The sequence below is a fragment of the Cystobacter fuscus genome, from assembly GCF_044360685.1.
GTDB classification, from domain to species: domain Bacteria; phylum Myxococcota; class Myxococcia; order Myxococcales; family Myxococcaceae; genus Cystobacter; species Cystobacter fuscus_C.
This window is the reverse complement of the sequence record NZ_CP043491.1, coordinates 9,705,225-9,731,190: the sequence shown is the minus strand read 5'-3', so window position 1 is coordinate 9,731,190 and position 25,966 is coordinate 9,705,225. Positions and strand designations below refer to the sequence as shown.

24 protein-coding genes are annotated in these 25,966 nt (G+C 67.6%); 11 read left to right on the top strand and 13 right to left on the bottom strand.

Annotated elements, in window-relative coordinates:
• Window positions 1–64: 64 nt before the first annotated feature.
• Window positions 65–820 carry a DUF6683 family protein gene (locus F0U63_RS39870; RefSeq protein WP_395838655.1) on the top strand — a complete coding sequence of 252 codons (756 nt, stop codon included), beginning with the start codon at window positions 65–67 and terminating at the stop codon, window positions 818–820.
• Between the two features lie 15 nt (window positions 821–835).
• Here the strand turns inward: F0U63_RS39870 and F0U63_RS39865 are convergent, their stop codons facing one another.
• The 4 genes from F0U63_RS39865 to F0U63_RS39850 form a co-directional block, all read right to left on the bottom strand.
• Window positions 836–2,398: a beta-ketoacyl synthase N-terminal-like domain-containing protein gene (locus tag F0U63_RS39865; RefSeq protein ID WP_395838653.1), complete on the bottom strand. Its 1,563-nt coding sequence runs from the start codon at window positions 2,396–2,398 to the stop codon at window positions 836–838.
• Between the two features lie 55 nt (window positions 2,399–2,453).
• Entirely contained in the window at window positions 2,454–3,341 is an 888-nt protein-coding gene (locus F0U63_RS39860; protein ID WP_395838651.1) for a hypothetical protein, read from the bottom strand.
• Between the two features lie 84 nt (window positions 3,342–3,425).
• Window positions 3,426–4,145, bottom strand: a complete 720-nt coding sequence (locus F0U63_RS39855; protein ID WP_395838649.1) for a hypothetical protein — start codon at window positions 4,143–4,145, stop codon at window positions 3,426–3,428.
• A gap of 9 nt (window positions 4,146–4,154) precedes the next feature.
• Window positions 4,155–4,415: a molecular chaperone DnaJ gene (locus F0U63_RS39850; protein WP_395838647.1), complete on the bottom strand. Its 261-nt coding sequence runs from the start codon at window positions 4,413–4,415 to the stop codon at window positions 4,155–4,157.
• 55 nt (window positions 4,416–4,470) lie between these two features.
• Here F0U63_RS39850 and F0U63_RS39845 point away from each other — a divergent pair, with 55 nt between their 5' ends.
• From F0U63_RS39845 to F0U63_RS39825, 5 genes are all read left to right on the top strand, one after another.
• The gene (locus F0U63_RS39845) at window positions 4,471–5,229 is read left to right on the top strand and encodes a DUF4159 domain-containing protein (protein ID WP_395838645.1); all 759 of its coding nucleotides are present in this window, start codon (window positions 4,471–4,473) and stop codon (window positions 5,227–5,229) included.
• Window positions 5,230–5,253: 24 nt separating this feature from the next.
• Window positions 5,254–7,539, top strand: a complete 2,286-nt coding sequence (locus F0U63_RS39840; RefSeq protein WP_395838643.1) for a glutamine amidotransferase — start codon at window positions 5,254–5,256, stop codon at window positions 7,537–7,539.
• Window positions 7,540–7,545: 6 nt separating this feature from the next.
• Window positions 7,546–9,240 (top strand): acyclic terpene utilization AtuA family protein, encoded by a 1,695-nt coding sequence (locus F0U63_RS39835; protein WP_395838641.1) that lies wholly within the window; start codon window positions 7,546–7,548, stop codon window positions 9,238–9,240.
• A gap of 55 nt (window positions 9,241–9,295) precedes the next feature.
• Window positions 9,296–10,042, top strand: coding sequence for a DUF1338 domain-containing protein (locus tag F0U63_RS39830; RefSeq protein ID WP_395838639.1), 747 nt, complete (start codon window positions 9,296–9,298; stop codon window positions 10,040–10,042).
• 141 nt (window positions 10,043–10,183) lie between these two features.
• A complete protein-coding gene (locus F0U63_RS39825) occupies window positions 10,184–11,485 on the top strand; it encodes a hypothetical protein (RefSeq protein ID WP_395838637.1) in 1,302 nt (433 codons plus the stop codon).
• Here F0U63_RS39825 and F0U63_RS39820 read toward each other — a convergent pair.
• From F0U63_RS39820 to F0U63_RS39795, 6 genes are all read right to left on the bottom strand, one after another.
• Window positions 11,482–12,018 carry a GNAT family N-acetyltransferase gene (locus tag F0U63_RS39820; RefSeq protein ID WP_395838635.1) on the bottom strand — a complete coding sequence of 179 codons (537 nt, stop codon included), beginning with the start codon at window positions 12,016–12,018 and terminating at the stop codon, window positions 11,482–11,484. The two genes, F0U63_RS39825 and F0U63_RS39820, sit on opposite strands and share 4 nt — an antisense overlap.
• Before the next feature lie 63 nt (window positions 12,019–12,081).
• Window positions 12,082–13,074, bottom strand: coding sequence for a protocatechuate 3,4-dioxygenase (locus F0U63_RS39815; RefSeq protein ID WP_395838633.1), 993 nt, complete (start codon window positions 13,072–13,074; stop codon window positions 12,082–12,084).
• Window positions 13,075–13,201: 127 nt separating this feature from the next.
• Entirely contained in the window at window positions 13,202–14,239 is a 1,038-nt protein-coding gene (locus tag F0U63_RS39810) for a DUF2169 domain-containing protein (RefSeq protein WP_395838631.1), read from the bottom strand.
• Window positions 14,240–14,297: 58 nt separating this feature from the next.
• The gene (locus F0U63_RS39805; RefSeq protein ID WP_395838629.1) at window positions 14,298–15,617 is read right to left on the bottom strand and encodes a TIGR02270 family protein; all 1,320 of its coding nucleotides are present in this window, start codon (window positions 15,615–15,617) and stop codon (window positions 14,298–14,300) included.
• A 5-nt stretch (window positions 15,618–15,622) separates the two neighbouring features.
• Window positions 15,623–16,156, bottom strand: coding sequence for a DUF6484 domain-containing protein (locus tag F0U63_RS39800; RefSeq protein ID WP_395838627.1), 534 nt, complete (start codon window positions 16,154–16,156; stop codon window positions 15,623–15,625).
• 15 nt (window positions 16,157–16,171) lie between these two features.
• Window positions 16,172–16,636, bottom strand: coding sequence for a DUF4150 domain-containing protein (locus F0U63_RS39795; RefSeq protein WP_395838625.1), 465 nt, complete (start codon window positions 16,634–16,636; stop codon window positions 16,172–16,174).
• Window positions 16,637–16,828: 192 nt separating this feature from the next.
• Between F0U63_RS39795 and F0U63_RS39790 the strand changes: the two genes are divergently transcribed.
• Genes F0U63_RS39790 through F0U63_RS39775 form a run of 4 tightly spaced genes read left to right on the top strand, consistent with a single transcriptional unit; the run spans window position 16,829 to window position 20,202 of the window.
• Window positions 16,829–18,010 (top strand): hypothetical protein, encoded by a 1,182-nt coding sequence (locus F0U63_RS39790; protein ID WP_395838623.1) that lies wholly within the window; start codon window positions 16,829–16,831, stop codon window positions 18,008–18,010.
• Window positions 18,003–18,770, top strand: a complete 768-nt coding sequence (locus tag F0U63_RS39785) for an AHH domain-containing protein (protein WP_395838621.1) — start codon at window positions 18,003–18,005, stop codon at window positions 18,768–18,770. Before F0U63_RS39790 ends, F0U63_RS39785 begins: the two co-directional genes overlap by 8 nt.
• Window positions 18,771–18,772: 2 nt before the next feature.
• Window positions 18,773–19,354: an imm11 family protein gene (locus F0U63_RS39780; RefSeq protein ID WP_395838619.1), complete on the top strand. Its 582-nt coding sequence runs from the start codon at window positions 18,773–18,775 to the stop codon at window positions 19,352–19,354.
• A 53-nt stretch (window positions 19,355–19,407) separates the two neighbouring features.
• Complete coding sequence (locus F0U63_RS39775; protein ID WP_395838617.1) at window positions 19,408–20,202, top strand: Imm49 family immunity protein; 795 nt, start codon at window positions 19,408–19,410, stop codon at window positions 20,200–20,202.
• 84 nt (window positions 20,203–20,286) lie between these two features.
• Here F0U63_RS39775 and F0U63_RS39770 read toward each other — a convergent pair whose 3' ends face one another.
• Together F0U63_RS39770 and htpG are read right to left on the bottom strand one after the other, a co-directional pair.
• Window positions 20,287–21,876 carry a class I SAM-dependent DNA methyltransferase gene (locus F0U63_RS39770; RefSeq protein WP_395838615.1) on the bottom strand — a complete coding sequence of 530 codons (1,590 nt, stop codon included), beginning with the start codon at window positions 21,874–21,876 and terminating at the stop codon, window positions 20,287–20,289.
• 33 nt (window positions 21,877–21,909) lie between these two features.
• Complete coding sequence (htpG, locus tag F0U63_RS39765; protein WP_395838613.1) at window positions 21,910–23,886, bottom strand: molecular chaperone HtpG; 1,977 nt, start codon at window positions 23,884–23,886, stop codon at window positions 21,910–21,912.
• Between the two features lie 158 nt (window positions 23,887–24,044).
• Between htpG and eis the strand changes: the two genes are divergently transcribed.
• Complete coding sequence (eis, locus tag F0U63_RS39760; protein WP_395838611.1) at window positions 24,045–25,238, top strand: enhanced intracellular survival protein Eis; 1,194 nt, start codon at window positions 24,045–24,047, stop codon at window positions 25,236–25,238.
• 4 nt (window positions 25,239–25,242) lie between these two features.
• Here eis and F0U63_RS39755 read toward each other — a convergent pair whose 3' ends face one another.
• Complete coding sequence (locus F0U63_RS39755; RefSeq protein ID WP_395838609.1) at window positions 25,243–25,845, bottom strand: RNA methyltransferase; 603 nt, start codon at window positions 25,843–25,845, stop codon at window positions 25,243–25,245.
• Between the last annotated feature and the right edge of the window lie 121 nt (window positions 25,846–25,966).

Below are 25,966 nucleotides of genomic sequence, written 5' to 3'. Positions count from 1 at the left end.
GACCGTGGGCTGGAATGGGAGGTGGGTGCCGGGTGGATTCTGTGTTCCAGCCATCGGAGGGGGCATGAGAAGTGTTTACAGGAAGGTCGCCGTCCTCGCGACGGTGTGCGCCCTGGGCAGCGGGGTGTGGCCCGCGGTCGCCCGGCCCCTGAGTGCCTATCGCGAGTACGACAGCGGAGTGTTCGCGGGCGGTGGCTTCAAGCTGTCCCTTCCGGGGAAGGGCCGCGCGGACGTCGCGCGTGAGAAGCCGTCGGGCCGCGCGGGGGACGAGGAGGCCATCTCCCCCGAGTTGCTGCCGCTGTCGGTGTCGTCGTTTCGCACCGTGGGCAACCCCATCATGCCCAAGCGGGTGGCGGAGGCCGTGCCCGGCCTGGACAAGGAGGCGCGCCGGCAGCTCGAGGCGTCCCTGATGTTGCTGCTCCGGCAGTACGAGCAGCAGCTCGATCGCGATGATGATTTCCGCCTGAAGAACAACCTGGCGGGCGCCTTCAACTTCCTCTTCGGTGCCTCCTACAGCGTGCTCAAGGACGGCCAGGGGCTCAGCCGCACGCAGCAGGAGAGCATGCTGCGGCAGATCAACGCCAGCTTCGCCCTGCGGCTCAAGGAGCAGCGACTGTCGGACCGGGAGAAGCAGGAGCTGTACGAGTCCGCCGTGCTCTCGGGCTCCATCATCCTCGGGCTCTACTCGGAGGGGCGGGACACGCGCCAGCCGGCGCAGCAGCGCACGGCGCGCGAGCTGGCGCGCGAGCTGTTGACGCGGCTCATGGGCGTGTCCATCGAGCAGGTGCGCACCGAGGGCGACTCGGTGCGGATCAACTAGGCGCCGCGCCCCGCCTCAACGCCAGGGGCGGGAGATGACGCAGGCGTTGATGCCGCCCACGCCCATGGACAGCTTGCCGGCGCAGCCCTGGGGCGAGGCCACGGGCGAGTCGAACACGTAGCGCTCGTGCACGCGGCCGATCTCCTTGTTGAGCTCGCCCTCGCTCAGGGGCGTGGGGAACACCTGGCCGCGCGCGTAGCCGAGGTACTGGGCCGTCAGCTCCCAGCCGCCTCCGGCGCCCATGCCGTGGCCGAAGGTGCCCTTGCGCGCGGTGACGAGCACCGTCTCGGGCAGCACCGCGCGCAGCGTCTCCATCTCCAGGTAGTCCCCCGGGGTGGCGGTGGCGTGCAGGTCCCAGCTTCCCATGTCCGCGGGGCTCAAGCCCGCCTGGCGCAGGGCCTCGTGGATGGCCACGGTGGGGCCTTCCTTCGAGGGAGTGATGATGTGGTCGGCGTCCGAGGTGACGCCCACGCTCAGCGGCTCCATGCCCAGCGGCTTGAAGCCCTGGGCGGTGAAGTGCTCCAGGTCCCCGAGGATCCACACCACCGAGCCGCCGGCCACGTGCGTGCCGCGCAGCTGCGTGAGGGGCTTGGACACGGCGCCGTCCGCGCTCACCACGCGCGCGTTGTAGAAGCCGCCCACCACGAGCGGGTGCGGCGGGGGATCCGTCATGCCCAGCACCACCGCCTTGGCGTCACCGCGGTGGATGGCGTCGAGCGCCAGCTTCAGGCCGTAGCCGAACGAGGAGCAGGCCGCCACGGGCGCGAACGACATGCCGGTGAGCTTGCCCATGATGGAGATCTGCGCGGCGGGCATGTTGTGGATGTTCCACAAAATCTCCGCCGGCACCGCGTTCCACGGCGGCTCGGGCGCGCCCCACTTCTTCTGCAGGCGCTGGTTGCGCGTGCGCTTCTCCTTGATGACGGCGAGCTTGGCGGCCTCCACGTTGCCGCTCTCCACGCCCAGGCCCTCGATCTCCTTCTGCTCGGCGAGGTACTCGCGCAACTCGGCCGACTGGCCCGCCCAGAAGTGCCACCACTTCTCCTCGGCCTCGTCGCGGTCGTTTTCGTCCACCGTGGTGGGCTCGGGCGGCAGGCCGGGCAGGGGCTCGCGCGTCTCCAGCCAGTGGCGCAGGGCGGAGTTGCGCTCGGGCGCCGCCCAGAAGCGGTCCCAGCGGCGCTGCGCGCGGTGCAGGTTCAGGGTGATGTCATGGACGGTGGGCAGGTCCCCGAGCCCGGTGCCCACGTAGACGTGGGCGCGAGGCCCCAGCGCCTGCAGCGCCTGCTCCAGTCCGGGGTTCTGCCCCAGCGCCTGGATGAAGGAGCCGATCGCCATCTTCGTGGGCATGCCCATCTTCTTGTCGAGCTGGGCGAAGCGCGTGGCGGGAAAGCGCGCGTCCACCCACGGCTTGTACTCGGCGAAGTCGAAGTCCGGGTTGCCCACCAGGAAGTTGTTGGGACCGAAGCCGTTGAACGCGGACAGCCAGCTGTCCGACGTCGCGAGGTTCTTCTCGAAGGACTCGATGTTCCGGGACCGGGGCGCGACCACTCCCCAGCCAAAGATTCCGACTCTGCGCACGTTGTGTTCCCCTGATTCCTGATTCGCCGCGGGTGGCTGGGAGTGGTTCCTGGTGCTACAGCGGCTCGATCTTCAGATTGTCGAAGAAGAGTTGGGCCTCCCAGCTGGAGAACCCGAAGCGGTCGTGACCCTTTCCCACCAGGGGGATTGGATCATCGAATTGCATGAAGGGCTTGCCGTCGATGCTCCAGCGTAGCAGCGAGCCCTTGCGCTCGATACGCCAGTGATACGTCTGCCCCCGTGTCACCGGATAGGGCCGTGCCTCCACGCGCATGTGCGTCCTGGCGCGGAAGACGCCCGTCTCCACGAGGCCCGCCTGCTGCGCGTCGCCCTTCTGCTCCGCCACGCTCCGCGCCTGGCGCTGGAGCTTGTCCAGGGGCGTGCCGTGCTCGTCCAGCCTCGCGATGATGGACAGCGTGTTGTTCCACCCACCGTGGATGAAGATGTAGCCGGAGGCATGGTCGGAGCCGTCGCCGAAGAGCTCCACCTTGATGTCGCCCTCGGGCGACTCGGAGCGCACGTCGAACTCGACGGCCACGTCCGCGGGCAGTGACGCCTGGAGCCACAGCGGGTTGTTCTTCACGCCGGGCGACAGCAACTGGCCATTCACCACGCGCCAGAAGCCGCCCGTGGAGAAGAAGTCGCGCGCCACCACGCCTGGATCCGAGAAGTCCTGGGAGTAGGGCACCTGGGTGGTGGTGGCGGGCTCGCCCCGGAAGAGGGCGTAGTGGATGAGGGGGAATTGCAGGAGGACGAGCACGGCGCCGAGCACCGCCCATCCCCGGAGGGACAGTCCCTCGGGCTTCTTCCAGGCGGGCGGGGCCTCCGCGGCCGGTTCCCCGGAAGGCTCCTTCGTCGGCCCCGGGGTGGACTCTGGCGGGGGCTCGGAGCGCCTGGGCTCCCTGGTGTCGGCGTTCTTCTCCTTGCGTCTGGCCTGGCGCATCGGTGTCGCTCGTCCCGGGGGGAGGGTGAGGGGGGCGCGGACTCTACGCGCGGCCCAGGTGCAGGTAAAGACCGAGTCCCGGGCCTAATCGCCGCCCCGGGGAACGCTCCAACGCTTCTCGAGGGCCTTCTGTTCCGCCTTGCGCTGCTTGAGCTTCTGGCGTTCGGCGCGCTGCCGCTCGGCTTCCTCGGGGGAGGGCCGCACGGCGATTTGATAGATGCTGCCGGCGAGCGCGAAGAGGCCCGCGGCGATGACGATGCCCCAGGGCTGCTTGGCCATGACGCCCACCAGGCCCGTGAAGCGGTGCAGGGCGGCCATGGCCCCGATGACCAGCAGCCACCCGCCGAAGCACGAGGCGATGATGGCGGCCATCTGCCGGTAGAGCACCACGCCGATGAGCCCGCCGAGGATGAGTCCCGGCGCGAACCCGATGACGAAGTCATTGGGCCCGGCGATCTCCCCGCCGAGCAGCCCCAGGGGGATTCCCACGCCCAGGTAGACGATGATGGGTGGGAAGAGGAACCCCACGAGCGCGAGCGCGGGGGCGATGAAGTTGATCAGACGCGGATCCGCCCACCCGAGGGAGAAGCGGGTGATGAGCACGCCCGTCCACCCCAGGGCGATGCACGCCCCGATGGGGCCGGCCAGGACGCGGAACAGGCGGCCCCCCCCCAACAGCAGGAGGATGAGCCCCAGCACGACGCTCACGATGCCGGCCCACATGGGCAGCACCCGGTAGAGGGCCACCCAGCCCGAGGGGTTGAAGCTCTGGTAGGCCTTGAGGGCCTCGAGGTAGGCGTCCAAGTGGATGTCCTAGTAGCGCGTGGCGGCGAGGAGCACGAGCAGCACGAGGAAGAGGGCGGCCAGGGCCGCGTAGCCGTAGAGCGCGGGGGGGGTGGTGCCGCGGCGCAACAGCTCCGCGGCCTGGGCCGGATCCTCGGGGGCCGAGGGCTCGGCGAGGAGCCGTTCGGCGGCGTGCCGCGCGGCCACCACGTCCCCGGCCTCCTTGAGCTTCCACGCCGCCTGCATCCGGGGGGATACGGGCTCCCTGGGCGTCTGTCCGCCTTTCGCCATGGCCCTCCTGTATAGCGGGGAATGCGATGGCGCGTCGACGGTATATAGGTCCCCCATGCCCGTGCGCCCCCTTAGCCGTCGCCACCTGCTGTTCGGGAGCGCGGCGCTCGTCCCGCTGCTGGCCGGACGTGCGTCCGCCTTCGGAGAAAAGAGCCGTTTCATCCCCGCGGTGGCCCGGCACGGCGGCCACTGGGATGCCCGCCTGTCCGGTCTGCGGCGCATTTCCTGGGAGGTGCAACGGCGTACCTCCGTGGAGGTGCTGCCCGATGCCCGCCCCTTCGCCCTCTCCAGCCCGGAGATCTTCGAATACCCCTTCCTCTACCTGGGCGGGGATGGGGGCTTTCCGCCCTTCAGCACCGCGGAGGTGGAGAACCTGCGGCGCTACCTCACCTTCGGGGGCTTCCTGCTCGCGGACGCCAATGACGGCAGCGACGGGGACGGCTTCGATGCGAGCTTCCGCCGGGAGATCGCCCGGGTGCTGCCCCGCAGCCCGCTCACCCCCGTGCCCTCCACCCACGTCGTCTTCAAGAGCTTCTTCCTGCTGGATTCCGCGCCGGGCCGCGTGCTCAACAAGCCCCAGCTCGAGGCGGCCATGGTGGGCAAGCGCGCCGCGGTGATGTACTCGCAGAACGACCTGGCGGGGGCGTGGAGCCGCGGCGAGCTGGGGGACTACGAGTTCGACGTCACTCCCGGGGGCGAGCCCCAGCGCGAGCTGGCGGTGCGCCTGGGCATCAATCTCTGCATGTACGCGCTCTGCCTGGACTACAAGGACGACGCCGTCCACCTGCCGCTCATCCTCAACAAGCGCCGCTGACGCGCGGGACTTCGACTGTCATTCATGGACACCACTCCCTTCAATGCCTGGAAGCTCGTCAGCCTCTCGCCGCTGCCCGTCTGGGTGCTGGTGCTGCTGGGGGTGGGCGTGGCGCTCGGCGTGGGACTGGCGGCGTGGGGCGTGCGGCGCGAGCCCTCGCGGGCGCGGCGCTGGGCGCTCTGGGGCCTGCGCCTGGGCGCGGGCCTCGCGGCGCTCTTCTTCCTGCTGGAGCCCGGCATCCGCAACCTCCAGGTGGCGCGGATGAAGAACCGGCTGGCGGTGCTGGTGGACCGCTCGGCCTCCATGAACTTCCCGGTGGAGCCCGGAGGCGTGACGCGCTCGGCCCAGGCGGCCTCCTTCCTGGAGGGCGCGGCGTCGGGACTCGCGGCGCTCCAGGATCGCTACGCGGTGGAGGTGTATGGCTTCGACCCGGAGCTGGCGCCCGTCACCGCCGAGACGCTCACGAAGGAGCCGGCGCGCGCGGGCACGTCGGACCTGCTGTCGGCCCTGCGCTCGGTGGGCGCGGGGGCTCAAGGGGCCAAGAAGCTCGGCGGCGTGCTGCTCTTGAGCGATGGCGCGGACAACGTGGAGCTGGCCAATGGCGCGGTGGGCCGGGCGCGCGCGGCGCTCGCGGACCTGGGCGTGCCGGTGTCCACCTTCGTGGTGGGCCAGGAGGCGCTCAAGGACCTGGCGGTCGAGCGGGTGAAGGTGGATGACTTCGCCTTCGTGCGCAACTCGCTCACCGTGGAGGTGGAGGTGCACGGCCGGGGCTTCTCCGGCCAGGACGTGCCGGTGGTGCTCAAGCAGGAAGGCAAGGTGGTGGCGAGCAAGTCCGTGCGCTTCGAGTCCTCGGACGACGTGAAGCCCATTGGCTTCACCTTCACGCCGGACCAGACGGGCCGCTTCGTCTACACGGTGAGCGTGCCGGTGTACCCGGACGAGGCGGTGGGCGACAACAACACGCGCTCCTTCGTGCTCAAGGTCATCCGTGACCGGGTGCGCGTGCTGCTGGTGGTGGGCAAGCCCTCGTGGGACGAGCGCTTCCTGCGCGGCCTGCTGCGCCAGGACGCCAACGTGGACATGGTGTCCTTCTACATCCTGCGCACCATGTCCGATGACCCGGGCGTGGTGAGCCAGGAGCGCGAGCTGTCGCTCATCCCCTTCCCCATGGAGGAGATTTTCGACACGAAGCTGGACACCTTCGACGTCGTCATCTTCCAGAACTTCGGCTACTCGGACTCGTCGCTGTCCATCGCCCAGTACGAGCGCAACCTCGAGCGCTATGTGCACAATGGCGGCGCGCTGGTGATGATCGGCGGTGACAGCGTGCTGGGCGAGGGCCGGGCGAACATGCCCACGCTCTACGAGGCGCTGCCGCTGGAGGGCGCGGGCCCGGCCAACGTCGATTCCTTCAAGGCGCGGTTGACGCCCGAGGGGATGCGCCACCCGGTGACGGCGATGGCCTCGGGAGGCACGAGCACGGAGGCGGCGTGGGCGGAGCTGCCGGCCATTCCGGGCGCCAACCTGACGCGCGCCAAGCCGGGGGCGACGGTGCTCATGGATCATCCCTTCCTCACGACGGATGGAAAGAACGCGCCGCTGGTGGCCGTGTGGGACTACGGCCGGGGCCGGGCGATGGTGCTGGCCACGGACGCGAGCTGGTACTGGGCCTTCACCGCGCACAAGGAGGGCTCGCCCAGCCGCACCTATGATCGCTTCTGGGGCAACGCGCTGCGTTGGCTGGTGCGCGACCCGGACCTGACGACGCTCAACGTGACGGCGGATCCTCCCTCGGTGGAGCCGGGCCGGCCCGTGGGCGTGGTGGTGGCGTCGCGCACGTCGGACTATCAGCCGGCGCAGGATGCCCAGGTGCGGGTGGAGCTGGTGTCGGTGGACACGCAGAAGCCGGTGGCGGTGCAGACGGGCCAGACGGGGCCGGATGGCGTGGTGCGGCTGGAGTTCCCTCCGCCCGCTCCCGGGCCGTACAAGCTCGTGGCCACGGCGAAGAAGGGCGAGACGGACCTGGGCCGGGGCGAGGACGCGGTGGCGGTGCGCGCGGTGGGCCCGGAGCTGTCGGACGCCTCGGTGCGGCCGGAGCTGATGGAGCAGATCGCGAAGTACACCGGGGGCAAGTCGTACCGGCTGCCCATGAGTGGACTTCCGGACGATGTGCCGCTGTTGGATCCTCCGGTGGTGGAGGTGGGCCGGGCGAAGGACAAGCCGCTGTGGGATCGCTGGTACTACCTCGTGGCACTCGTGGGGCTGCTGGGGGCCGAGTGGTTCCTGCGCCGCCGCTTCGGCTATGTCTAGGGGGGCATGAACGCCTCCCCCCTTCGTGTCGGCAATGCCTCGGGTTTCTACGGCGATCGCTTCTCCGCCTTCCGCGAGATGCTCGAGGGGGGACGGCTCGACGTCCTCACGGGCGACTACCTCGCCGAGTTGACGATGCTCATCCTCGGCCGGGATCGGCTGAAGGATCCAAACGGCGGCTTCGCGAAGACCTTCCTGCGTCAGATGGAGCAGTGTCTGGCGCTCGCCGTCGAGAAGCGGGTGAAGATCGTCACGAACGCCGGAGGGTTGAATCCCGCGGGGCTCGCGACCGCGCTCCGGGCCCTCGCCGAGCGGTTGGGCCTCCAGGTCCGGGTGGCGCATGTCGAGGGTGATGAGTTGCTGGCCCGTGCCGGGGCACTCGGGCTGGGCACGCCGCTCACGGCGAACGCCTACCTGGGCGCGTGGGGCATCGCCGAGTGCCTGCGCGCGGGGGCCGACATCGTCGTCACCGGACGCGTGACGGATGCCTCGCTCGTGGTGGGTCCGGCGGCCGCGCACTTCGGCTGGCGGCGCGATGATTGGGATTGTCTCGCGGGCGCCCAGGCCGCGGGTCACGTGCTCGAGTGTGGTGCCCAGGCCACGGGAGGCAACTACTCCTTCTTCACGGAGCTCGACGCGCGCCGCCCCGGGTTCCCCCTCGCGGAGCTTCACGCCGACGGCACGTCCATCATCACCAAACACGAGGGCTCGGGGGGCGCGGTGTCCGTCGATACGGTGACCGCGCAACTGCTCTATGAAATCGAGGGCGCCCGGTACGCGGGCCCCGATGTAACGGCGCGCTTCGACACCGTGGAGCTCTCCGCCGTGGGGCGCGACCGCGTGCGCATCTCCGGGGTGCGCGGCGAGCCGCCTCCTCCCACCCTGAAGGTCTGCCTGAACAGCCTCGGCGGCTTCCGCAACGAGATGACCTTCGTGCTCGTGGGGCTCGACATCGAAGAGAAGGCCCGCCTGGTGCGCGAGCAACTAGAGGTCGCGCTGCCCAAGAAGCCGCGCGAGGTGCACTGGACGCTCGTGCGGACCGATCGGGAGGATGCCGCCACGGAAGAACAGGCGGCCGCGTTCCTGCGCGTCGTGGCGAAGGACCCGGACGAGAAGAAGGTGGGGCGTGCCTTCAGCGGAGCGGCCATCGAACTCGCCCTGGCGAGCTACCCGGGCTTCACGATGACGACGCCTCCCACGGACGGAATGCCGTATGGCGTCTACACCCCGGCCTATGTCGACGCGTCACTCGTCGAGCACGTCGCCGTCCTGCCGGAGGGGACGCGTGTCGTCATTCCTCCGTCGCAGCAGACGCTGGCCCTCGCGGCGGTGGAGGCTTCGTCGCTTCCCGAGCCGCTGTCCCCAGGGCCGGTGCGCCGGGTGGCGCTCGGCCGGATTGTCGCCGCGCGCAGTGGAGACAAGGGCGGCACCGCGAACATCGGCCTCTGGGCCCGCACGGACGAGGCCTGGCGATGGCTCGCGCATACACTCACGCCGGAGCGGCTCCGCGAGCTGTTGCCCGAGACTCGGGACCTCCCCATCCAAAGGCATCTCTTCCCCCGGCTGCGCGGGCTGAACTTCGTCATCGACGGCCTGCTGGGTGAGGGCGTGTCGTCCTCGACGCGTTTCGATCCGCAAGGAAAGGCGCTCGGAGAGTGGCTTCGCTCGCGCCATGTCGATGTTCCCGAAGCGCTGCTCTGATTGGCACCTCGGGCCGCTTGGGACGTGCCCTCGCTTGCGGCTATGACAGTGGGCCATGAGCCCTGACGCCACCCGACTGCTGGAGCTGCTGTGGGACCGCTACGCCGCCGAGGTTCCCTACGCGCGCACCTTCGCCGAGCTGTCCGGCGGACGCTTCCGCAATGATCACATCGCGCTGCGCTCGCTGGCCCGGCCCGGCGGGGGCATCGCGCTCTTCGCCCAGGTCTTCGAGCGCTTCGGCTGGAAGCCGGCGGGGAAGTACTCCTTCCCCGAGACGCACCTGTCCGCCATCCACATGTCCCATCCGGAGGGGCTGCCCCGCGTCTTCATCTCCGAGCTCCACGCCGAGAAGCTCTCCGCCGAGGCCCAGCGTCTGCTGGCCGCGCTGCCCGTGGACCCTCCGGCCCCCACGTCCATCGAGGCGCTCGCCGATTGGTTCTCCGCGCCCCCTCCGCCCGAGGAGTCGGCGCTGCTCACGCTGGAGCGGGAGTCCCAATATGGCGCGTGGCTGCTCGCCTTCGGCCGCAAGGTGAACCACTTCACCGGCACGGTGGACGACGTGGAAGTGTGGCAGCGGCGCATGCTCGAGGCGGGTGTGCCGATGAAGCGCGACATCGAGGGTGCGCCCGGGGGAGATCTGCGCCAGACGGCCACCCACGCGGCCCCCGTCGCCGTGGCGCTACGGGATGGCCGCACCCGCTCCTGGCCCTATGCCTACTTCGAGATCGCCCAGCGGGCCCCCGGCTTCGATGGCTTCCTGGACTCGCAGGCGCGTGCCCTGTTCGACATGACGAAGCGCTGAGCGCGGGACTCCTCGTGGACGTTGGACGCGGTGCGTCGGCGTGAAACCTGATGAACAGAGAGGGAGGACAGGTAGCCTTTGGGGGATGGCCCCCGAGGGGAGTCCGGCATGCTCCCGCGCCTCGTGCCACCAGGAGACGTCATGAAGAACGCTCGAATCGTCGCACTGCTCGTTTCCGCGGGTCTCTGCTCCGCTCCCCGTGCGCTGGCCCAGACGCCCGGCTCCAGTGAGGCCACGGCGCCCGTCGCCGCCACCCAGCCGCCGCCTCCTCCCCCTCCGCCCTCCACCCCGGAGGAGGAGAACCTCTTCCGCTTCTATGGCACCTTCAACCCTCGCCTGGTGGCCGCCTCGGGCGCGGTGGAGTCCTACAACCAGCCCAACGCGGTGGCGATCACCGCCGCGGGCAACCCCGTCTTCTCCAACGCCCCGGACAAGGCCCGCTACTCCTTCCAGGTGGCGCAGTCCCGGGTGGGCTTCTGGCTCAACGAGAAGGGGCGGGCTCGCGCGCAGCTCGAGATCGACTTCGTGGACTTCACCAAGGCCACGCCCACCGTGGCGAGCCTGCCCCGCGTGCGCATCGCGCGGGTGGACTATGCCTTCACTCCCCACCACACCCTGTCGCTGGGGCAGGACTGGGATCTGCACGCGCCGCTCAACCCGCACGGCATCAACCTGGTGGGCGCGCTCTTCCAGGGCGGCAACGCGGCCTTCATGCGCCAGCAGGTGAAGTACCTCTACGCGACGCCGTCGCTCGAGCTGGGGGCGGCGTTGGGGTTCCCCGCGCCGAACAACACGGCCAAGGACGCGGCCTTCGAGCTGGCCTTCACGCCCACCCTGGCGGTGCGAGGCGCGTACAAGTTCGGCAAGAGCCGGGTGGGGGCCTCGGCCATCGCCACGCGGGTGCCCTTCAACCTGGGCCAGGCGGACGAGCGTTTTGGCGCCGCCGTCTCCGTCTCGCTCTTCTCCGAGCTGTCGCCCACCGCGAACACCAACGTGCGGGTGGAGCTCAATGCCGGGCAGAACTCCGCCAACCTGGGCCTGCTGACGCTGGCGCAGGGACGCCTCGCGGAGGACATGCGGGAAGTGGGCGGCTTCATCTCCGTGCGCCAGCTCATCGCGGGCCCCCACGCCGTCTACGGCATGGCGGGCTTCCAGCGGGTGTTGGAGCCGGAGAAGGTGGTGCCTTCCTACGGTTACTCGGGGCCCACCACGGGTGAGCCTCCGGCCTTCAGCACCGCCACGCTCTCGGGCACCGGGCCGGGCCTGCAGCACAACGGCTCGGTGCGCCTGGGCTACGAGTTCAGGCCCCTGCGCCAGGTGGCCTTCGTGTTGGAGGGCTTCCTCTTCCGCTCGCGCTTCCGGTTGCAGGACGTGGACGTGCCGCGTACCGGGGCGGCCCGCACCGCGCTGGGCATCGAGACGGGCGCGTTGCTGACCTTCTAGACGGAGGGCTTGGGGGCGCGTCGCAGGATGAACTCATGGTCCTGGACGCGCCCGACCAGGAACTTGTACTCGCCGACCCGGACGAAGCCATGGCGCGCGTAGAAGCGCTGGGCGCCCTGGTTCTCCGACCAGACGCCGATCCACAGGGTCCGCGGGCCGTCGCGCTCGAGCCACTCGAGTGCCGTGCGGAACAACCGCTCCCCGTGGCCGGCGTTCCGGAAGCGCTCGAGCAGGTAGAGCCGCTTGAGTTCCCCGTCCTCCTCGCGCACCTCGGGGTGGGGGAGTGAGCAGGGCCCCGCCAGCGCGAGGCCGACCGGCTCCCCATCCGCTTCCACGAGCCAGACGCCATGGGCCTCGTCCGTGAGCACCCGCAGGTGGGCCTCCGCCGTATGGTGCTCGGAGAGGAAGGCGTGCAGGTCCTCGGGCGGGTAGAGGTGCCCGAAGGCCTCGGTGAACGTGGCCGCCCCGATCTTCGCCGAGGCTTCGGCGTCATCGGGTCCGGCGCGGCGGATGATGAGGGAGGACGGGCTCAAGGGCTGTTCCGTGGGGCGAGGGGCCGGAACAGAGGATAGCGCCCCTTGGGACGCGGAGGTGGGTCAGGGGCGCGTGCCGCCATCCCAGCCGGGAGGAGGGCCCATGCCGCCGCCATCCCGGCCACCCGGGGGAGGACCCATGCCGCCATCGCCGGGCGGGCGGGGACCACCGCCGCCACCGCCGCCGCCCGGGACCGAGCACGAGGCATTGGAGAGCGAGGAGCGGATGACGATCGTCTTCCAGGCGAGCATGGCGCCGTCCGCCATGCGCTTGGTCTGGAAGGAGTACTCGGGAGCGCTCTCGGCCGAGACGACGTTGTCGGTGGCGTTGGTCGTGTCGCGGGGGCCGCGCGTGTTGTAGAGCGGCTGGGAGTTGATGATCTCGTCGTCCAGGACATCGTCGAAGACGAACTGGGACGTGACGTACTCCTGGTTGTTGAGGCGTACGGTGAAGTGGATGTGGACGGTGCGGCTGCTGTACCAGCCCGGGAAGCAGGTGTTGAAGTTGACGCGGCCGTTCGCGTCCGTCGTCTGCACGCCGCGGTACCACCGCGCGGAGCGGGCCCGCGTGTCACCGGTGGTGCAGAAGTCGCTGGCGTCCTCACCCGAGTACAGTCCGTCCGGGCCGCAGTGCCAGATGTCGAGGGTCGCGCCCGGGATGGGCTTGCAGGTCTCGTCCACGATGAGGAAGGCCAGGCGCACGGGCAGTCCGTCTTCGCCCTCGGTGATGTCCTCGCGCTCCACGGTGGTGGCGTAGCAGGGCCCCAGGGTCGCCTCGCACGTCAGCGCGCACGCGCTCCCGAGTCCCACGGCGAACGGATCGGGGTAGCTGCTCAGGGCGGTCATCGCCTTGGTGCCGCCGGTCGCCCAGGCGCCGGGGTCGACGACGCTGTCCATGGGATCGGGCGTGTCCGTACCCGAGCCGTCGGTGCCGGCACCACAGGCCGCGAGGAACTGGCCGAGGGGGACGGCCGCTGCGGCGAGCCCCATGCCGTAGAGCAGCTTGCGGCGCGTCAGGACGGGCGTGGGGTTGTCGGTCTTGGTCTCGCTACTCATGGTCGATGCCTCCCAGGCACGGGGCCCATCCCGTGCGGTGCCGCGTGTCGCCGCGGCCGTCAGGCATCTCTCCCATCCACATCTTAAGGAAGTGTTACGGGTGGGGTTCCGAGTTAGGAGGTTGGGCTCAAGCGCCCTTCGCAGGCCCTTCATCGGCACGGATGGTGATGGTCAGGACATCATGGAGTGTGCCCGGAAGCGCAAGGTGTCCTCTCCAGAGCATCAGGAGCTGGCCCTCGTCCGTGTCCAGGACGACGGTGTCCAGTCGCATCTCGGGCATCGCGTCTTTCTCCGCGGCCTGGGTGATGATGACCTTCGGCGTAGGCTGGCCGGGCAGCCGGAAGACCAGCCTCCCCCGGGGGGATGCGTTGTCGACGAGTACCGGCTCATCACCACGCAAGTATCCCGTTGCGACCAGTCCAGCCGAGGCTGCGTTGAAGAACCGTCGATCGAAGTCCTTTGGCAGTAGTGGCTTGCGCTTCTTGTCCCAGCCCTCGTCATAGGTGCCGCCGAGCGTGGCGCGTGGCTGCCAATAGGGCGAGATGAAGCCGAAGCCTACAGGTGGGACCACCTGACCGAAAGCGCGCAGTGGCTGTTCCGGATCCTCAAGATTAGGGAGCCGCAATCCTTCCTCGAAGTGGCGCGCACTGGCCCGAAATCCAACGCCCACCGGGTTGCGTGGCTCGTAGCGGTGCTTGGCCGGGTCATTATCCGTCTTGTCCCAACCTCCGAAAGCGCGCTCGTAGGCGAGGGGAATCTTCTCGAAGGGCAGGGGCTTCGTCATGAGCACCTGCCCCATGCTCTTGAACCAGGTGCGCTCGCCCAGCACTCGCGCCGTCTTTCGCAGTGTCCCCACTCGGAAGTCCACCAGTACCTCTGTCTGCTTTGAAGCAGGGGCGTATGCGTGTCCTATCAACACCACGTCGGTGGCCGGCTTGATGAAGGCGCACTCGGGCTCGAACTTGTAGCTGGACGTCTGCGGATCTCCTCGAAACTCTCCCGCTATGTCCACCGGCATCTGCTTCTTTGCCAAACGTGGCGCGCCCTCCTTCAAGTCGTACGTGGCCTTCACGACGACCACCAGCAGCGGTCGCATTTCTTCATCGGAAAGCGCGAGCACCTCGACGGCGAACGGCGTCTCGTTCTCGGTGGTGAATTGTCCCATGGGTTCGGTCCTGGATGGCTCAGTGTGCCGATGCCTACGTCCAAGGACGGCTTCACGTTCATGTGATGGTGAGCAGGTTCTTGAATGGCAGGAGGAAGCGGACGCCTCGATGCCCGGCGAATTTCTCAATACGTCGGAGCTGTCGAGCCACCGTGTCTCGCGATTCCAGCCAGAGCTGGCCCCGGGTCCGCACGGCCAGTTCCAGCAGAAGTGCATGCCGACGGCGCGTTGGTGCCCGCGCCAGTACCTCAAGGAACCAGGTTGCCTCGAACGGTTTTCCGTAGAGGTAGCGCCCGTCTTGCGCAAAGCCCTTCTGCGCTCTCCTCCACCATTTCTCAACTCTCTCGGGGTTGGCCAGCGGAAGTGCCTCCTCCGGGGTTGGAACCAGCGACGCGTCGAGGTTCTCCTCCTCTATTGGCGTCAGCCCGTCGGGCTCTGGTTCAGATTCCGTGAGGTAGTCGTCTTCGAGCACCAGTCCGGTAATGGCGCAGAACGCCTCCGCTGCCAGCCTCGCCACTCCTTTGTTCCCATCCCCCAGGTATGGTAGGCAAGCGTTCGCGGCAGCGATCCTCCCGCTCAACCCGAGCGCCCAGAGGGCAGTGCCCCGCGTGCCCACGTCGCTCAGCCGCTCTTGCAGCATCTCTAACTCTCGTGCCTCTCCGCCCATACCCACGAGGGCCATTGCCCGCTCGCTGCTCGCAGAGGGATTTTGCAAGGACATCACGCATGCCGCCCACGCTGCCTTGAAGCCGAGCACAACCCCTGTTTCCAATGCCTCGTCTTGAACTTCTGCCGCCGCCTCCTCCAGCGCCCTTCGGAGGGTGTCCCGATCAAGGCTCGTGGCCGAGATGCGCGTTGCCCTTATCGCCGCGCGCCGCACCCTCCGGTCCCCGTCCTGGAGGAGCCCAGTCAGCGCTTGGCCTGGCTCCATGCTCCGGAAGGTGAAGACATCAAGCACTCCCGCGCGGACATCGGGATTGGGGCTTTCCAGCAGCGGCAGCAGGAGAGCAGGCAGTTCTCTCCGCTCGGTCACCTCAAGCGCGCGGAGGATGCCGATTCGCACGCTCTCCTCCCCCTCAAGCGCCGAAAGCACCGCGCCCACCGCGTCGTCGCGCTCGGCTTCAATGAGGGCGAGCGCCGAGGCGGATACTCGGGTCGCATCGTCTGCTGCCAGGGCGGGTAACAACAGCCGTTTGGCTACCGGCGCGCCGCCGAGCACCAGACCATCAAGGTGGGCGATGAGCCGCTCCTCCAAACCTGCTGCGTCCGCCAGCACGTGTCTCGCGGAGACGAGCGCATTGTCCCGCTGGCCCCAGAGGAATGTGGCCTCGTCGAGGTGCTCTTCGTAGATGTCCCAAAAGGGAGAGGGGGTCGGCATGGTCGCTAGTTGATCTGCACCGAGCCGCCCTTGATTCGGTGGACGCCTGTCGCCGAGGTTTCGAGTTGCACCCCCCGAATGACCACCTTGCCGTTGCGCCGTAGGGTGATGCTGGCCTCTCCGCACTTGAGGACGATCTCGTTCTTGCCCTCAATCACCACGCGCTTGCCGTCCACGCGCGCTTCGGTTGGCTCAGAGAGCGCAGGCGCCTGGGCGGGTGGTGGTACCTCGAGGAACGCGTCGAGCAGCGGCGTGGGACTTACGGTATGGAGCAGCCCCATCAAGAGCGGCCGAGAGGGGTCCCCTGCATCGAACAGCAACACCGCCTGCTGCCTGGAGGCCACCGCGGCTCGTACCGCCTGGGCGTCGAGCGGCAGAGTCGAGCGTGCAGGCAGCGCGCTGCGGCGGTTGCCGTCGAAGTCCACCAAGAGTCCGCGCGCAGGCTCGTACCCGGCGACCCAGCCCACCCGCGAGCCGAGAATGGGTTCATCTGATTCCAGCGCGGGAGTTGCCTTCACATCCTTGTGAGAGGGGCTCATTATCAAGGTCTCAGCTCAGATATCGTGCTCACAAGATAGGCACTTGGCCGGTCCGGCTCTCTTCCCGAATCCGAGGACTGGAGGCTGGATGAGCGGTGCCGGGGGCGTGTTCTTGTCGTTATGGAGCATTGGATCCAAGGCTCGTGCTACGTTCTTGCCCTCGATCTTCACGTCGAAGGAGTAGTTGACAAATTCGGCCTTGCCTTTGGTCTTGCCCGAGGCCACGCCACCGGCCGAGCCCGCCTCGTCACCCGTGCTGGTGCTGAAGTTGGAACTCGACAAGCAAACCGGGTTTCCCTCTACCGTGGTGTTCTTGCTACCGTCGGCGGTGTCCGAGGACTTGGCGATGTTGGGGTACGGGATGGGCACAGGTCCAGCCGGCGGCATTGGAGTCTTGCACACGTCCGGAAACGCGATGGTCACCCCATTGCTGTCCTTGGTGACCACGGAGAGCTTGTTGACGCCGACGCTATTGGCCATGAATTCCCCCCGCTGGAACTTTGCGGTCAACCTAACACGACCCGGGTCAGTCGCGCCAGCGATGGGCGCTCGGATTTCCAGCACAAGCCCCCGCATTGCGGTATGTTGTGGAAACTCGGGCCACGGTGGCATCATTGCCCGCAGGGGGGAGTTAACATCCTCACTCGAACGACTACAGAGGACGCGCGCAACGTGGCGAGCGAGTTTGGAAGCATTGCTATCACCGGCCTGGGGATGGTGTCCTCGCTCGGACATGGCGTCATCCCCTCTTGTGCGGCGGCTCGGGCCGGGATTCTCCGCGCGACCCGCCTTCCAGGCGTCCAGGTGTATGATGGGGACTCGTTATCGCCCGCTCTCCTTATCGGTCACCCCGTCCGGGGGGCCGAGGGGTTCGAGGGGGTGGGGAAGCGGGCGGTGTTGGCGTCCGAGGCGCTTCGGGATCTCCTGTCTCAGGACGGGTCCGGGGCACCAGATGGCGCGACTATGGGCCTACTGCTCAACCTGGGCGACAACTACTTCATCGAAGCTCTGTTGGACCGACATGAAAAGGTCGTCATCCGTAATGGTAGTCCCTTCGACGAGTCCCAGGCCGAGTACGAGGAGAAGCGCCAGCGGCTCAAGGAGAACCTGCTTCCGCGAATCAATGAACTCGCTGGCACGTCGTTCCACCCCCGCTTCCAGAGGATCTACTTCGAGGGACATGCTGGATTCGTCCAGGCGGTAGCGGACGCCATCGAACTCCTGCGTACGCGAATGCTCCCAGCCTGCATCGTGGGGGCGGTGGACTCGTACCTCGAACCCAGCCTATTACAGGCTCTGCTCTCCCTGGGCGTGCTGAAGACGCCGGAGATCCCGGTTGGCTTCATGCCAGGCGAAGGTGCCGCATTCGTGCGGTTGGAAAGATTCGAAGAGGCGCAGCGGCGGGGGGCGCCCATCGCAGCTGTCATTGAGTCCCCCAACGTCTCCAGCGAGGAACTGCACCGCTTTTCTCCAGAGCCACCTTTGGGCATCGCACTGGCGGATGTTCTCTCGCGGACGCTTCGAGGAGCGGCGGTCGAGGCAGGGGAGATTGGCTGGATGCTGGGGAGCCTCAATGGCGACGAGTGGCGCGCGCGGGAGTGGGGCATGGCACGAGTACGCACGCGGGGACTATCCGGTGAGATCAATCTGTGGAACCCGGCACAGTCCTTCGGAGAACTCGGCGCGGCGACTGCTGCCTTCGCGACTTGCGCGGCGACACGGGCATTCCAGCGGGGCTATGCCCGTGGGAAAAGAATCCTCGTTTGGGTTTCCAGCGAAAAGGGTACGAAGGGGGCGCTCCTCGTCCGCAGGCATGACGCGCTTCCAAACCTCAAGGGGGCTTCACGTGGCTGAGAAACTAACTACGGAGCACGTAGAGCAACTCACTGCCTCGGAGTACCACAAAGAGAAAAAGGCTTGCATCGTCCGACATCATAGTGCCAAGGGAGAACACTGCGATTATCAATGGAATGGATACAATGCAACGCAGGGGCGTGCAGTGTATTACAATGCCCCACGTTATGATCCAGCCAAGGTGCAGCGACAGGGGGGGGACATTATCCCAGACATCTGGGATGTGGATAAAGAACCGAACTTCATTCCCAGAGCCCATGGTGGAAATGGGGCAAGCTATCCGTACAAACATGCGTGGCATCACCTCATCCCTAATGCGATGCTGTTTGGTGAACTCTATGCGGAGGATCGAGATAACCATTACCAGCTTTTGGAGTTGTTGATGTCTGGGGGATATAATTTGAATAGTGGTCGGAATATTGTGCTGCTGCCAGCAAAGGAGGGTGTCGGGAAGCTGATTCGTTGGGTTATACACCCCAATAATCACCCGAAATACGATAAATTTGCCAAGGATAAATTGAATTGGCTGAGAGGGGAGTTGGAGGCGGCGCTCGTGGATAAAGAGATCCATGATGTGGATCCAGAAAAAACAGCCAAGCTCAAGGAGGATGTGGAGAAGGTTTCTGATAGCTTGTTCTATATTCTTGAGCGACTACCCTCAGGTCAGCATGTCAATGTCATCAATGAATTGGGGGAGAGGATTGAGGGTAGATTGAGAAAAATTAAAGAAATCAAAGAGATTAAGGCGCTTGGAAAATGAATATGTCTTGTGTGTATTTTCTTTTGCAGGTTCCGCATCGGCAGAATTATTGTTATCTTGAAGATGAAGCAAAGGGGGTGAAGCAGCCGTGGCTGCTTAGAAGTGGCGAGCGGCTTGCTGATAAATTCCCGATGAACGCGTCCTTTTACATGTCGAAGGACGAGCCCGGAATGAAGCTTGATGATTTTATCGCCAATAAATTCCGCAGGTTGTTCGTCTCCGAGCGCGTTCAGAAGATCCTCGCTAACGAACCCATTGACATCGAGTGGCTTCCTGTGACCTTGGTCGATAAAAAAGACCGGCCGGTGACTGCACCGTATTTCATCGCCAATGTTCTCGGGAAAGTGGACTGTATCGACTTGGCACGATCAGATTATGACCGCAGTTCCTTCAAACCGGAGGAGGTGCTCGTCTTCCGCTGCGTACAGTTGGACCCCGCCAAGATTCCCGATAAACCCTCGCTCTTCCGTATCAAGGACCAGCCCAGTACATTTATCATTCGCTCCGACTTGGTCGAGAAACTTAACGCGGCGAAGGCGGGGGGATTTTCATTGCTGGAGTTGGGAACGTCCGTCCTGCTCTAGCATATGGCCGTGAGATCGTCGCACGTAGAATTTGGAGCAGGAGCGAGGAGAACATGGAATCATCTCTCGAAATCGATCAGGAGAATATCCGGTTCATTCTCAGGAGCCTGCTCGACTCCTTGAGGAGTGGTCCCCAACCCCTTGAGCTTGAAGGGGTGACCACCCAGGAGATTTCGATCCGGTATCGACGGCTCGCGATCTGCTCATTGCTTTTGGATGCGTCGACCGCGAGTTTCTATCGGTTGCTCTCCCACAGTTCACAGGCCTATTTGTCCGTACTGCGGAAGGTGGACTGGAGCACGATCGCCTCGTCCTATTACCTCTGCGCCAGTCGGGCGCTTCCCTTCTTCGACGCGATCGCGGCGAGCGACCTAGGGACAGCCCGGGACATCGCTCAGGCGAGTGCCTTATCTTGGATGGAGGAGGACGAGTATGAGGACGACTTCCTCTACATGCGCTTCCTCATGGAGCTCACGAGTGACCGGCAGTCTCCCGGTCTGGCGCGGATGCTCCAGCGATTCAGAAAGGTGGCAGCGGGGAGTGCGCCGGCGCGCCTGAAGGTTTGCGAGGCGCTCATCGCGAGGGATGGCGCTGCCTTCGGCGCGGCCATGGAGGAACTTGAGCTCGAACGCCAGGAGGAACTTGAGCGCTTGCGGAGGAACTCGGGGACGGATCCGCAGCGGCTCAGCACTGAAGCCCACGTGTTCATTGAGGGACTGGCGGTGGTCCGGTTGGCAGGGATGGTGGGTATAGAGACCGCACACCAATACCCAGGCATTCCGAGCCTCGTGGTGGCGACTTCGAAGGCCGTGAAGCCGGATCCGCAGGCGTGGTGGACGCTGGCGTGACCTTCGAGAGGAGGCGCGATGGATGCATCGTGCAAATGGGACTCTGTGCCCAGGGGCGGAATCGCACCACCGACACGAGGATTTTCAGTCCCCAGCCCCGAGGGGAACCGGTACCACACGCGAGGCGCCATGGACGGGGGCCCAGCAGCCCTGCACCTCGGGCCCGTTGAGGAAGCGCACGAGTGCCTGGAAGGCGGCGAGTGGCCCTCCGCATCGCTCCGCCCAGGCCAGTCCTCGCGGTGAGAGATTGGGCACGAGCGGGCCCAGCTCCTCGGTGGATCTCGCGACACGGGTGAGCCCGAGGCCCTCGTCCCGGAGCCGCTGGGGAACGAACAGCGGCGCGAAGCGGGCGTGCCGATGGTCATGCACGCAGCCCTCCTCCTCCAGGAGCGCGGCGGACAGGGGCAACTCGCGGACGTTGAAGAGCAGCTTCACCGCGCCCCGGTGCGGATCCCACGGCCCCCGCAGCCGGTGATCGCCACGGGGAATGAGGCGCCGATCGAGGTAGCAGAAGGCGCGCGCCTCCGCGGGCACGTGGCCCCGGTGCCGCGCTCCCGCATAGCGGATGAAGGGCCGCACGCCCGTGGCCTCCACCGTGAAGGCAGGGCCTTCCTTCAGCGCGCGCAGCTTGGGGAGCAGGGGCTCGGGGATGTTCCACGCCCGGGCGAACGCCTCGAGCTCCTCCACGGGCGTGCGCGCGAAGTCCTCGAGCCGCGCGAGCAGCCTGCTCGCGTCCTCATCCACCAGCAATTCATCGAAGCGCGTCTTCACCCCGGGCAGGCTCACCGGCACGAGCGTGGTGAGCGGCTCGCCCTCGGCGCGCCAGCGTGCGTCCAGCTCGGCGGCCTCGGTGGGCGTGGGCTGCAGGCGCCACTCGGGTGCCTCGGGCACGAAGGACTCCGCGCGTGCCGGACCCATGGCCGTGAACGGCGTGTAGAGGGCCGGAGCGCGTGGCTCGGGAGGCGAGGTCCACACGGTGATGCAGGTGCGCACCTGGGTGCCCGCGAAGGCCCCCGGGCCCAGCTCCACCACCTCGCGCAGGCACAGCGTGCGCAGCAGCGTGGCGCGCAGGGGGGCGTAGAGGAAGGCGTCGAGGAGGCTCGTGGGGGTGATGAAGGCCAGCACCCCGGGGCGCGAGGCGAGCCGGTGCGCCGCGAGCAGCAGGAAGAAGGCGAAGTCGTCGCGCAGGCTCGTGCCCGGTGGCAGCGCGAGCGGCAGCAGGGCCCGCAGGCGCTCATACGCGGCTCGGTCCTTCAGCAGCGCCGACGTGCCGTTGTAGGGCGGATTGCCGAGCCACAGCTCGCGGTGGGTGGATGGCACTCGGGCCAGCAGCGGCTCCAGCCCCCCGCGCAGGGCATCTCCCTGTTGAATGTCCGCGAGGGGAAGGCGCGCCTGACAGGCTCGGGCCACGTCGGGGGACAGCTCCAGGCCCGCCAGGTGGGCCTCGGGCCGGGCCCGTGCCGCGGCCGAGAGGAATGCCCCCGCGCCACAGGCCGGGTCCACCACCGCGAGCGGCCCGTCCCCCGTGTGCGCGAGGGCGAGGGCGAGCGTGCGCTCCACCAGGGGCGCCGGTGTGTAGAAGGCGCCCAGCGCGCGCCGGTCGATTCCGGGGAACTGGTGGACGAGCGCCTCCTCGTCGAGGACGGGAGGCGGCGCGGAGGGGGCACGAGGCATCTCGGTGTGCCCCCTTTTACTACGGGTGGAGGCTCAGGCGCTCGCGGTGGGAGCCACCTGGGCGCTCGTGGTGGAGGCCGCCGCGTGGTTGCCCTCGATGGGGGCGGTGCCGCCCTGGGCCGCGAGCTGGGTCATCAGCGCCGTCATGCGCCGGGCGAAGCGGTTGGGATCCTCCACGCTGCTGCCCTCGGTGAGCAGCGCCTGATCGTAGAGCATCTCCACCCACTCCTTGAGCTGCTCCGAGCCGGGCTCCTTCTGCTGCAGGGCGCTCAGGTGCTGGATGATGGGGTGCTGGGGGTTGACCTCCAGGATGCGCTTGGCGCGCGGCACGCTCCGGCCGCGCTCGCGCAAGAGTCGCTCCACGAACGCGTGCGAGCCGCCCTCGGGCACCACCAGGCAGCAGGGCGAGTCGGTGAGCCGGTCCGACGCGCGCACCTCGCGCACCTGCTCCTTGAGCACCTCCTTCATCTTCTCGGCGAGCGGCCCCAGGCCCTTGGCGCGCTCCTCCTTCTCGCGCTTCTCCTCGTCCGTCTCCTTGAGCTTGAGGTCCGCGTGCATCGCCGACACCAGGGGCTTGCCCTGGAAGTCCTTGAGGCCCTGGCTGGCCCACTCGTCCACCGGGTCCGTCATGTACAGCACCTCGTAGCCGCGCTTCTTGAGCGCCTCGAGGTGCGGCGAGTCCACCACGGCCTTCCGCGTCTCGCCGAAGACGTAATAGATGGCCTCCTGGCCCTCCTTCATCCGCGACACGTAGTCGGCGAGCGAGGTGAGCCCCTCCTCGCGCGAGCTCTCGTAGCGCAGCAGCGAGCCGATCTTCTCGCGGTACTCCATGTCCACCGCGAGCCCTTCCTTGAGCACGGCGCCAAAGGCCTGCCAGAACGTGCGGTAGTCCTCGGGCTTGTCCTTGGCGAGCTTCTCCAGCATGTCCAGCGTCTTCTTGGTGACGTGCTTGCGGATGCCCTGCACCACGGCCGAGTCCTGGAGCAGCTCGCGCGACACGTTGAGCGGCAGGTCATCCGAGTCCACCACGCCGCGCACGAAGCGCAGCCACTGCGGCAGCATCTCCTCGCAGCGGTCCATGATGAGCACGCGCTTGACGAACAGCCGCACCCCGCGCTGCTCCTGGCTGTTCAAGTCGAACGGCGGGTGCTTGGGCACGAAGATCAGGCCGGTGAAGACCTGGTTGCCCTCGGTGCGGAAGTGCGTCCACGCGAGCGGCGCCTCCCAGTCGTGCGACAGGTGCTTGTAGAACTCCTGGTACTGCTCGTCGGTGATCTCGCTCTTGGCGCGCTGCCACAGGGCGCTCGCCTTGTTGATCACCTCGCGCTTCGTCTCGGTCTTGGCGTCCGCGCCCTCCCCGGTGGTCTTCTTCACCTCCAGGTGGATGGGGTGGCTCACGTAGTCCGAGTACTGTTTGATCAGCTCGCGCAGCCGCCACTCGCCGAGGAACTCCTTCTGGTCCTCCTTGAGGTGCAGGGTGATGGAGGTGCCGCGGGTGGCGCGCTCGGCGGGCTCCACGGTGAAGGAGCCCTTGGCATCCGACGTCCAGCGCCAGGCCTGGGTCTGCCCCGCGGCGCGGCTGACCACCTCGACGCGGTCGGCCACGAGGTAGGCGCTGTAGAAGCCCACGCCGAACTGGCCGATGAGGTTGACGTCCTTCTGGCCGCGCTGGGCCACCATGTCCAGGAACTCGCGCGAGCCGGAGTGGGCGATGGTGCCCAGGTTCTTCACCAGCTCGTCATGCGTCATGCCGATGCCGGTGTCCTCCAGCGTCAGCGTGCCCTTCTCCGCGTCCGGGACGATGTGGATCTCCAGGGCGGACTCTCCCCCGAGCAGCTCCGGCTCGGTGACCGAGCGGAAGCGCAGCTTGTCGAGCGCGTCCGAGGCGTTCGACACGAGCTCGCGCAGGAAGATCTCCTTATGGCTGTAGAGCGAATTGATGACCAGGTTGAGGAGCTGGTTGATCTCCGCCTGGAAGTGGTGGGTCTCCCGCTGGGAGTCGACGGACATGGGGTTCCTCCGAGGGCGTCCGGTGAACGGGACGCGAACGTCCTTCCCTTTAACCATGGGGGTGGGCTTGTCCAGCACGGCGTCCGCTCGTCAGGGGGGCGGGCGGGGAGCGTGTGTTCTAGGCTGTACCCCCCCTTCACGACACCCAGGAGACCTTCATGGAAGCGGCCGTAGCGGACTTCGGAGCCCCGCGGGATGAGCGGGAACTGGCCTCGGCGGAAGACATTCTTTCCCAGGCGTTCGCCATGACCTCGGAGTTCACGCTCGGCTGGCTGCGCCGGGTGGAGGAGGGGGGGGCCCGGCTGCGGCTCCTGAGGCAAGGGGGAGCGGTGGCCGCCACGGCGGCCCTCATTCCCATGGGGCAGTGGTGGGGCGGGCGCCGGGTGTCCCTGGGCGGCGTCGCGGGCGTGGGGGTGGCGCCCGCCCACCGGGGCCAGGGCTCGGGGGGACGCCTGATGCGCCAGGTCCTCCAGGAACTGCGCGCCGAGGGCCACCTGCTCGCGGGCCTCTACCCGTCCACCCAACCGCTCTACCGGAGCGTGGGCTTCGAGCAGGCGGGGGCGTGCTTCGAGCACCGCCTGCAACTGTCCGGAATCGACTTCCAGGAGCGGTCGCTCGCGCTGCGGCCGGTGGAGGAGGCCGACATGCCCGCCCTCCACGAGGTCTACCTGCGTCATGCGCGCCATCAGATGGGCTGGCTCGATCGGGGCCCGTACATCTGGAACCGTGTCCGGCAGCCCCGAGGCGAGCGCGCCTATGGCTACCTGGTGGAGGGGGCCTTCGGGGTGGAGGGCCACCTCTTCCTGACGCGCCATAACCTCTCGGCCTTTGGCCACAAGCAGGAGCTGCACCTCACCGACTTCGTGGCGCTCACTCCGGCCGCGGGGCGCCGGCTGTTGAGCTTCCTCGGAGACCACCGCTCGCTGGCCGCCGAGGTCATCTGGCGAGGGGGGCCCGTCCATCCGCTCCTCTTCCTGCTGCGCGAGCAGTCCTACCAGGTGAAGCTGGGCGACTACTGGATGCTGCGCGTGCTGGATGTGCCCGGCGCGCTCCAGGCCCGGGGCTACCCTCCCGGGCTCTCGGGCGCGCTGCACCTGGAGGTGGTGGACGACCTCTTCCCGGAGAACCAGGGCCGCTTCGTCCTGGAGGTGGAGGAGGGCGAGGCCCAGGTGCGTCCTGGCGGCGAGGGCGACATGAAGCTGCATGTCCGGGCGCTCGCCGCGCTCTACAGCGGCTTCCTGTCTCCCTCCGCGCTCCAGCTCGCCGGAGTCCTGGAGGCCGATGACACCACCCTGCGTACGGCCGAGGCGCTCTTCTCCGGAACGCCTCCGGCGATGCCCGACATGTTCTAGGACGTCAGGGCACCCAGGCGCCGAGTCCCGCGGGGGCCCCACCGCAGTGCCCTCGCAGCCGCTCGAGGGCGTCCTCGTAGGAGAGGGCCTTGGCGGCGTACTCGATGGTGGGCGACACCCAGTCGCGCCAGGAGCGCAGGACGACGACGTAGCGCCCATCGGGCTCCTGGGCCTCGGAGGCGTGCACGAGCAGCCGCTCCTCCAGGGCCTCGCGGGCCTTGGTCCACGCGCCTTCCTTGTCCAGACGCACCTCCCGGTCGCGCTCCACGGCGGTGAGCAGGGCGCGGGCCTGGGGGGACAGGCCCTCCAACGAGCGGCGGCGGCGCGAGGGCTCCATGGCCACGCGGTACACCGCGGGCCACAGCGAGGCGTCCACGAAGGCCACCTTGCCCTCGACGAGCCGCACGGAGAGCACGTCGTGCGAGGCGCGCAGCATGCGGCCCAGCCGGTACATCAACCGGCCCTTGGCGTGCGCGCGCCAGCTCCCGCTCACCGGGCCTCCGGCCACGGCCTCGACGAGTGAGGTGGTTCCCATGGCGGGAACCTCGGTGATGACCCTCCGCTGGTGGATGAGCTCCAGCGCGTCATGCTCGGTACGGACGCCCATGGTTCAACTCCTCCTTGCCCTGGTTATCAGGGTAGACAGCCCGGCGGGGGCCGTGTAGCGCCCGCGCGCCGGGAAGGAGCACCTCGGAGAGGGCTCCTTCGCCTGCCTGGAGGGGCACGGG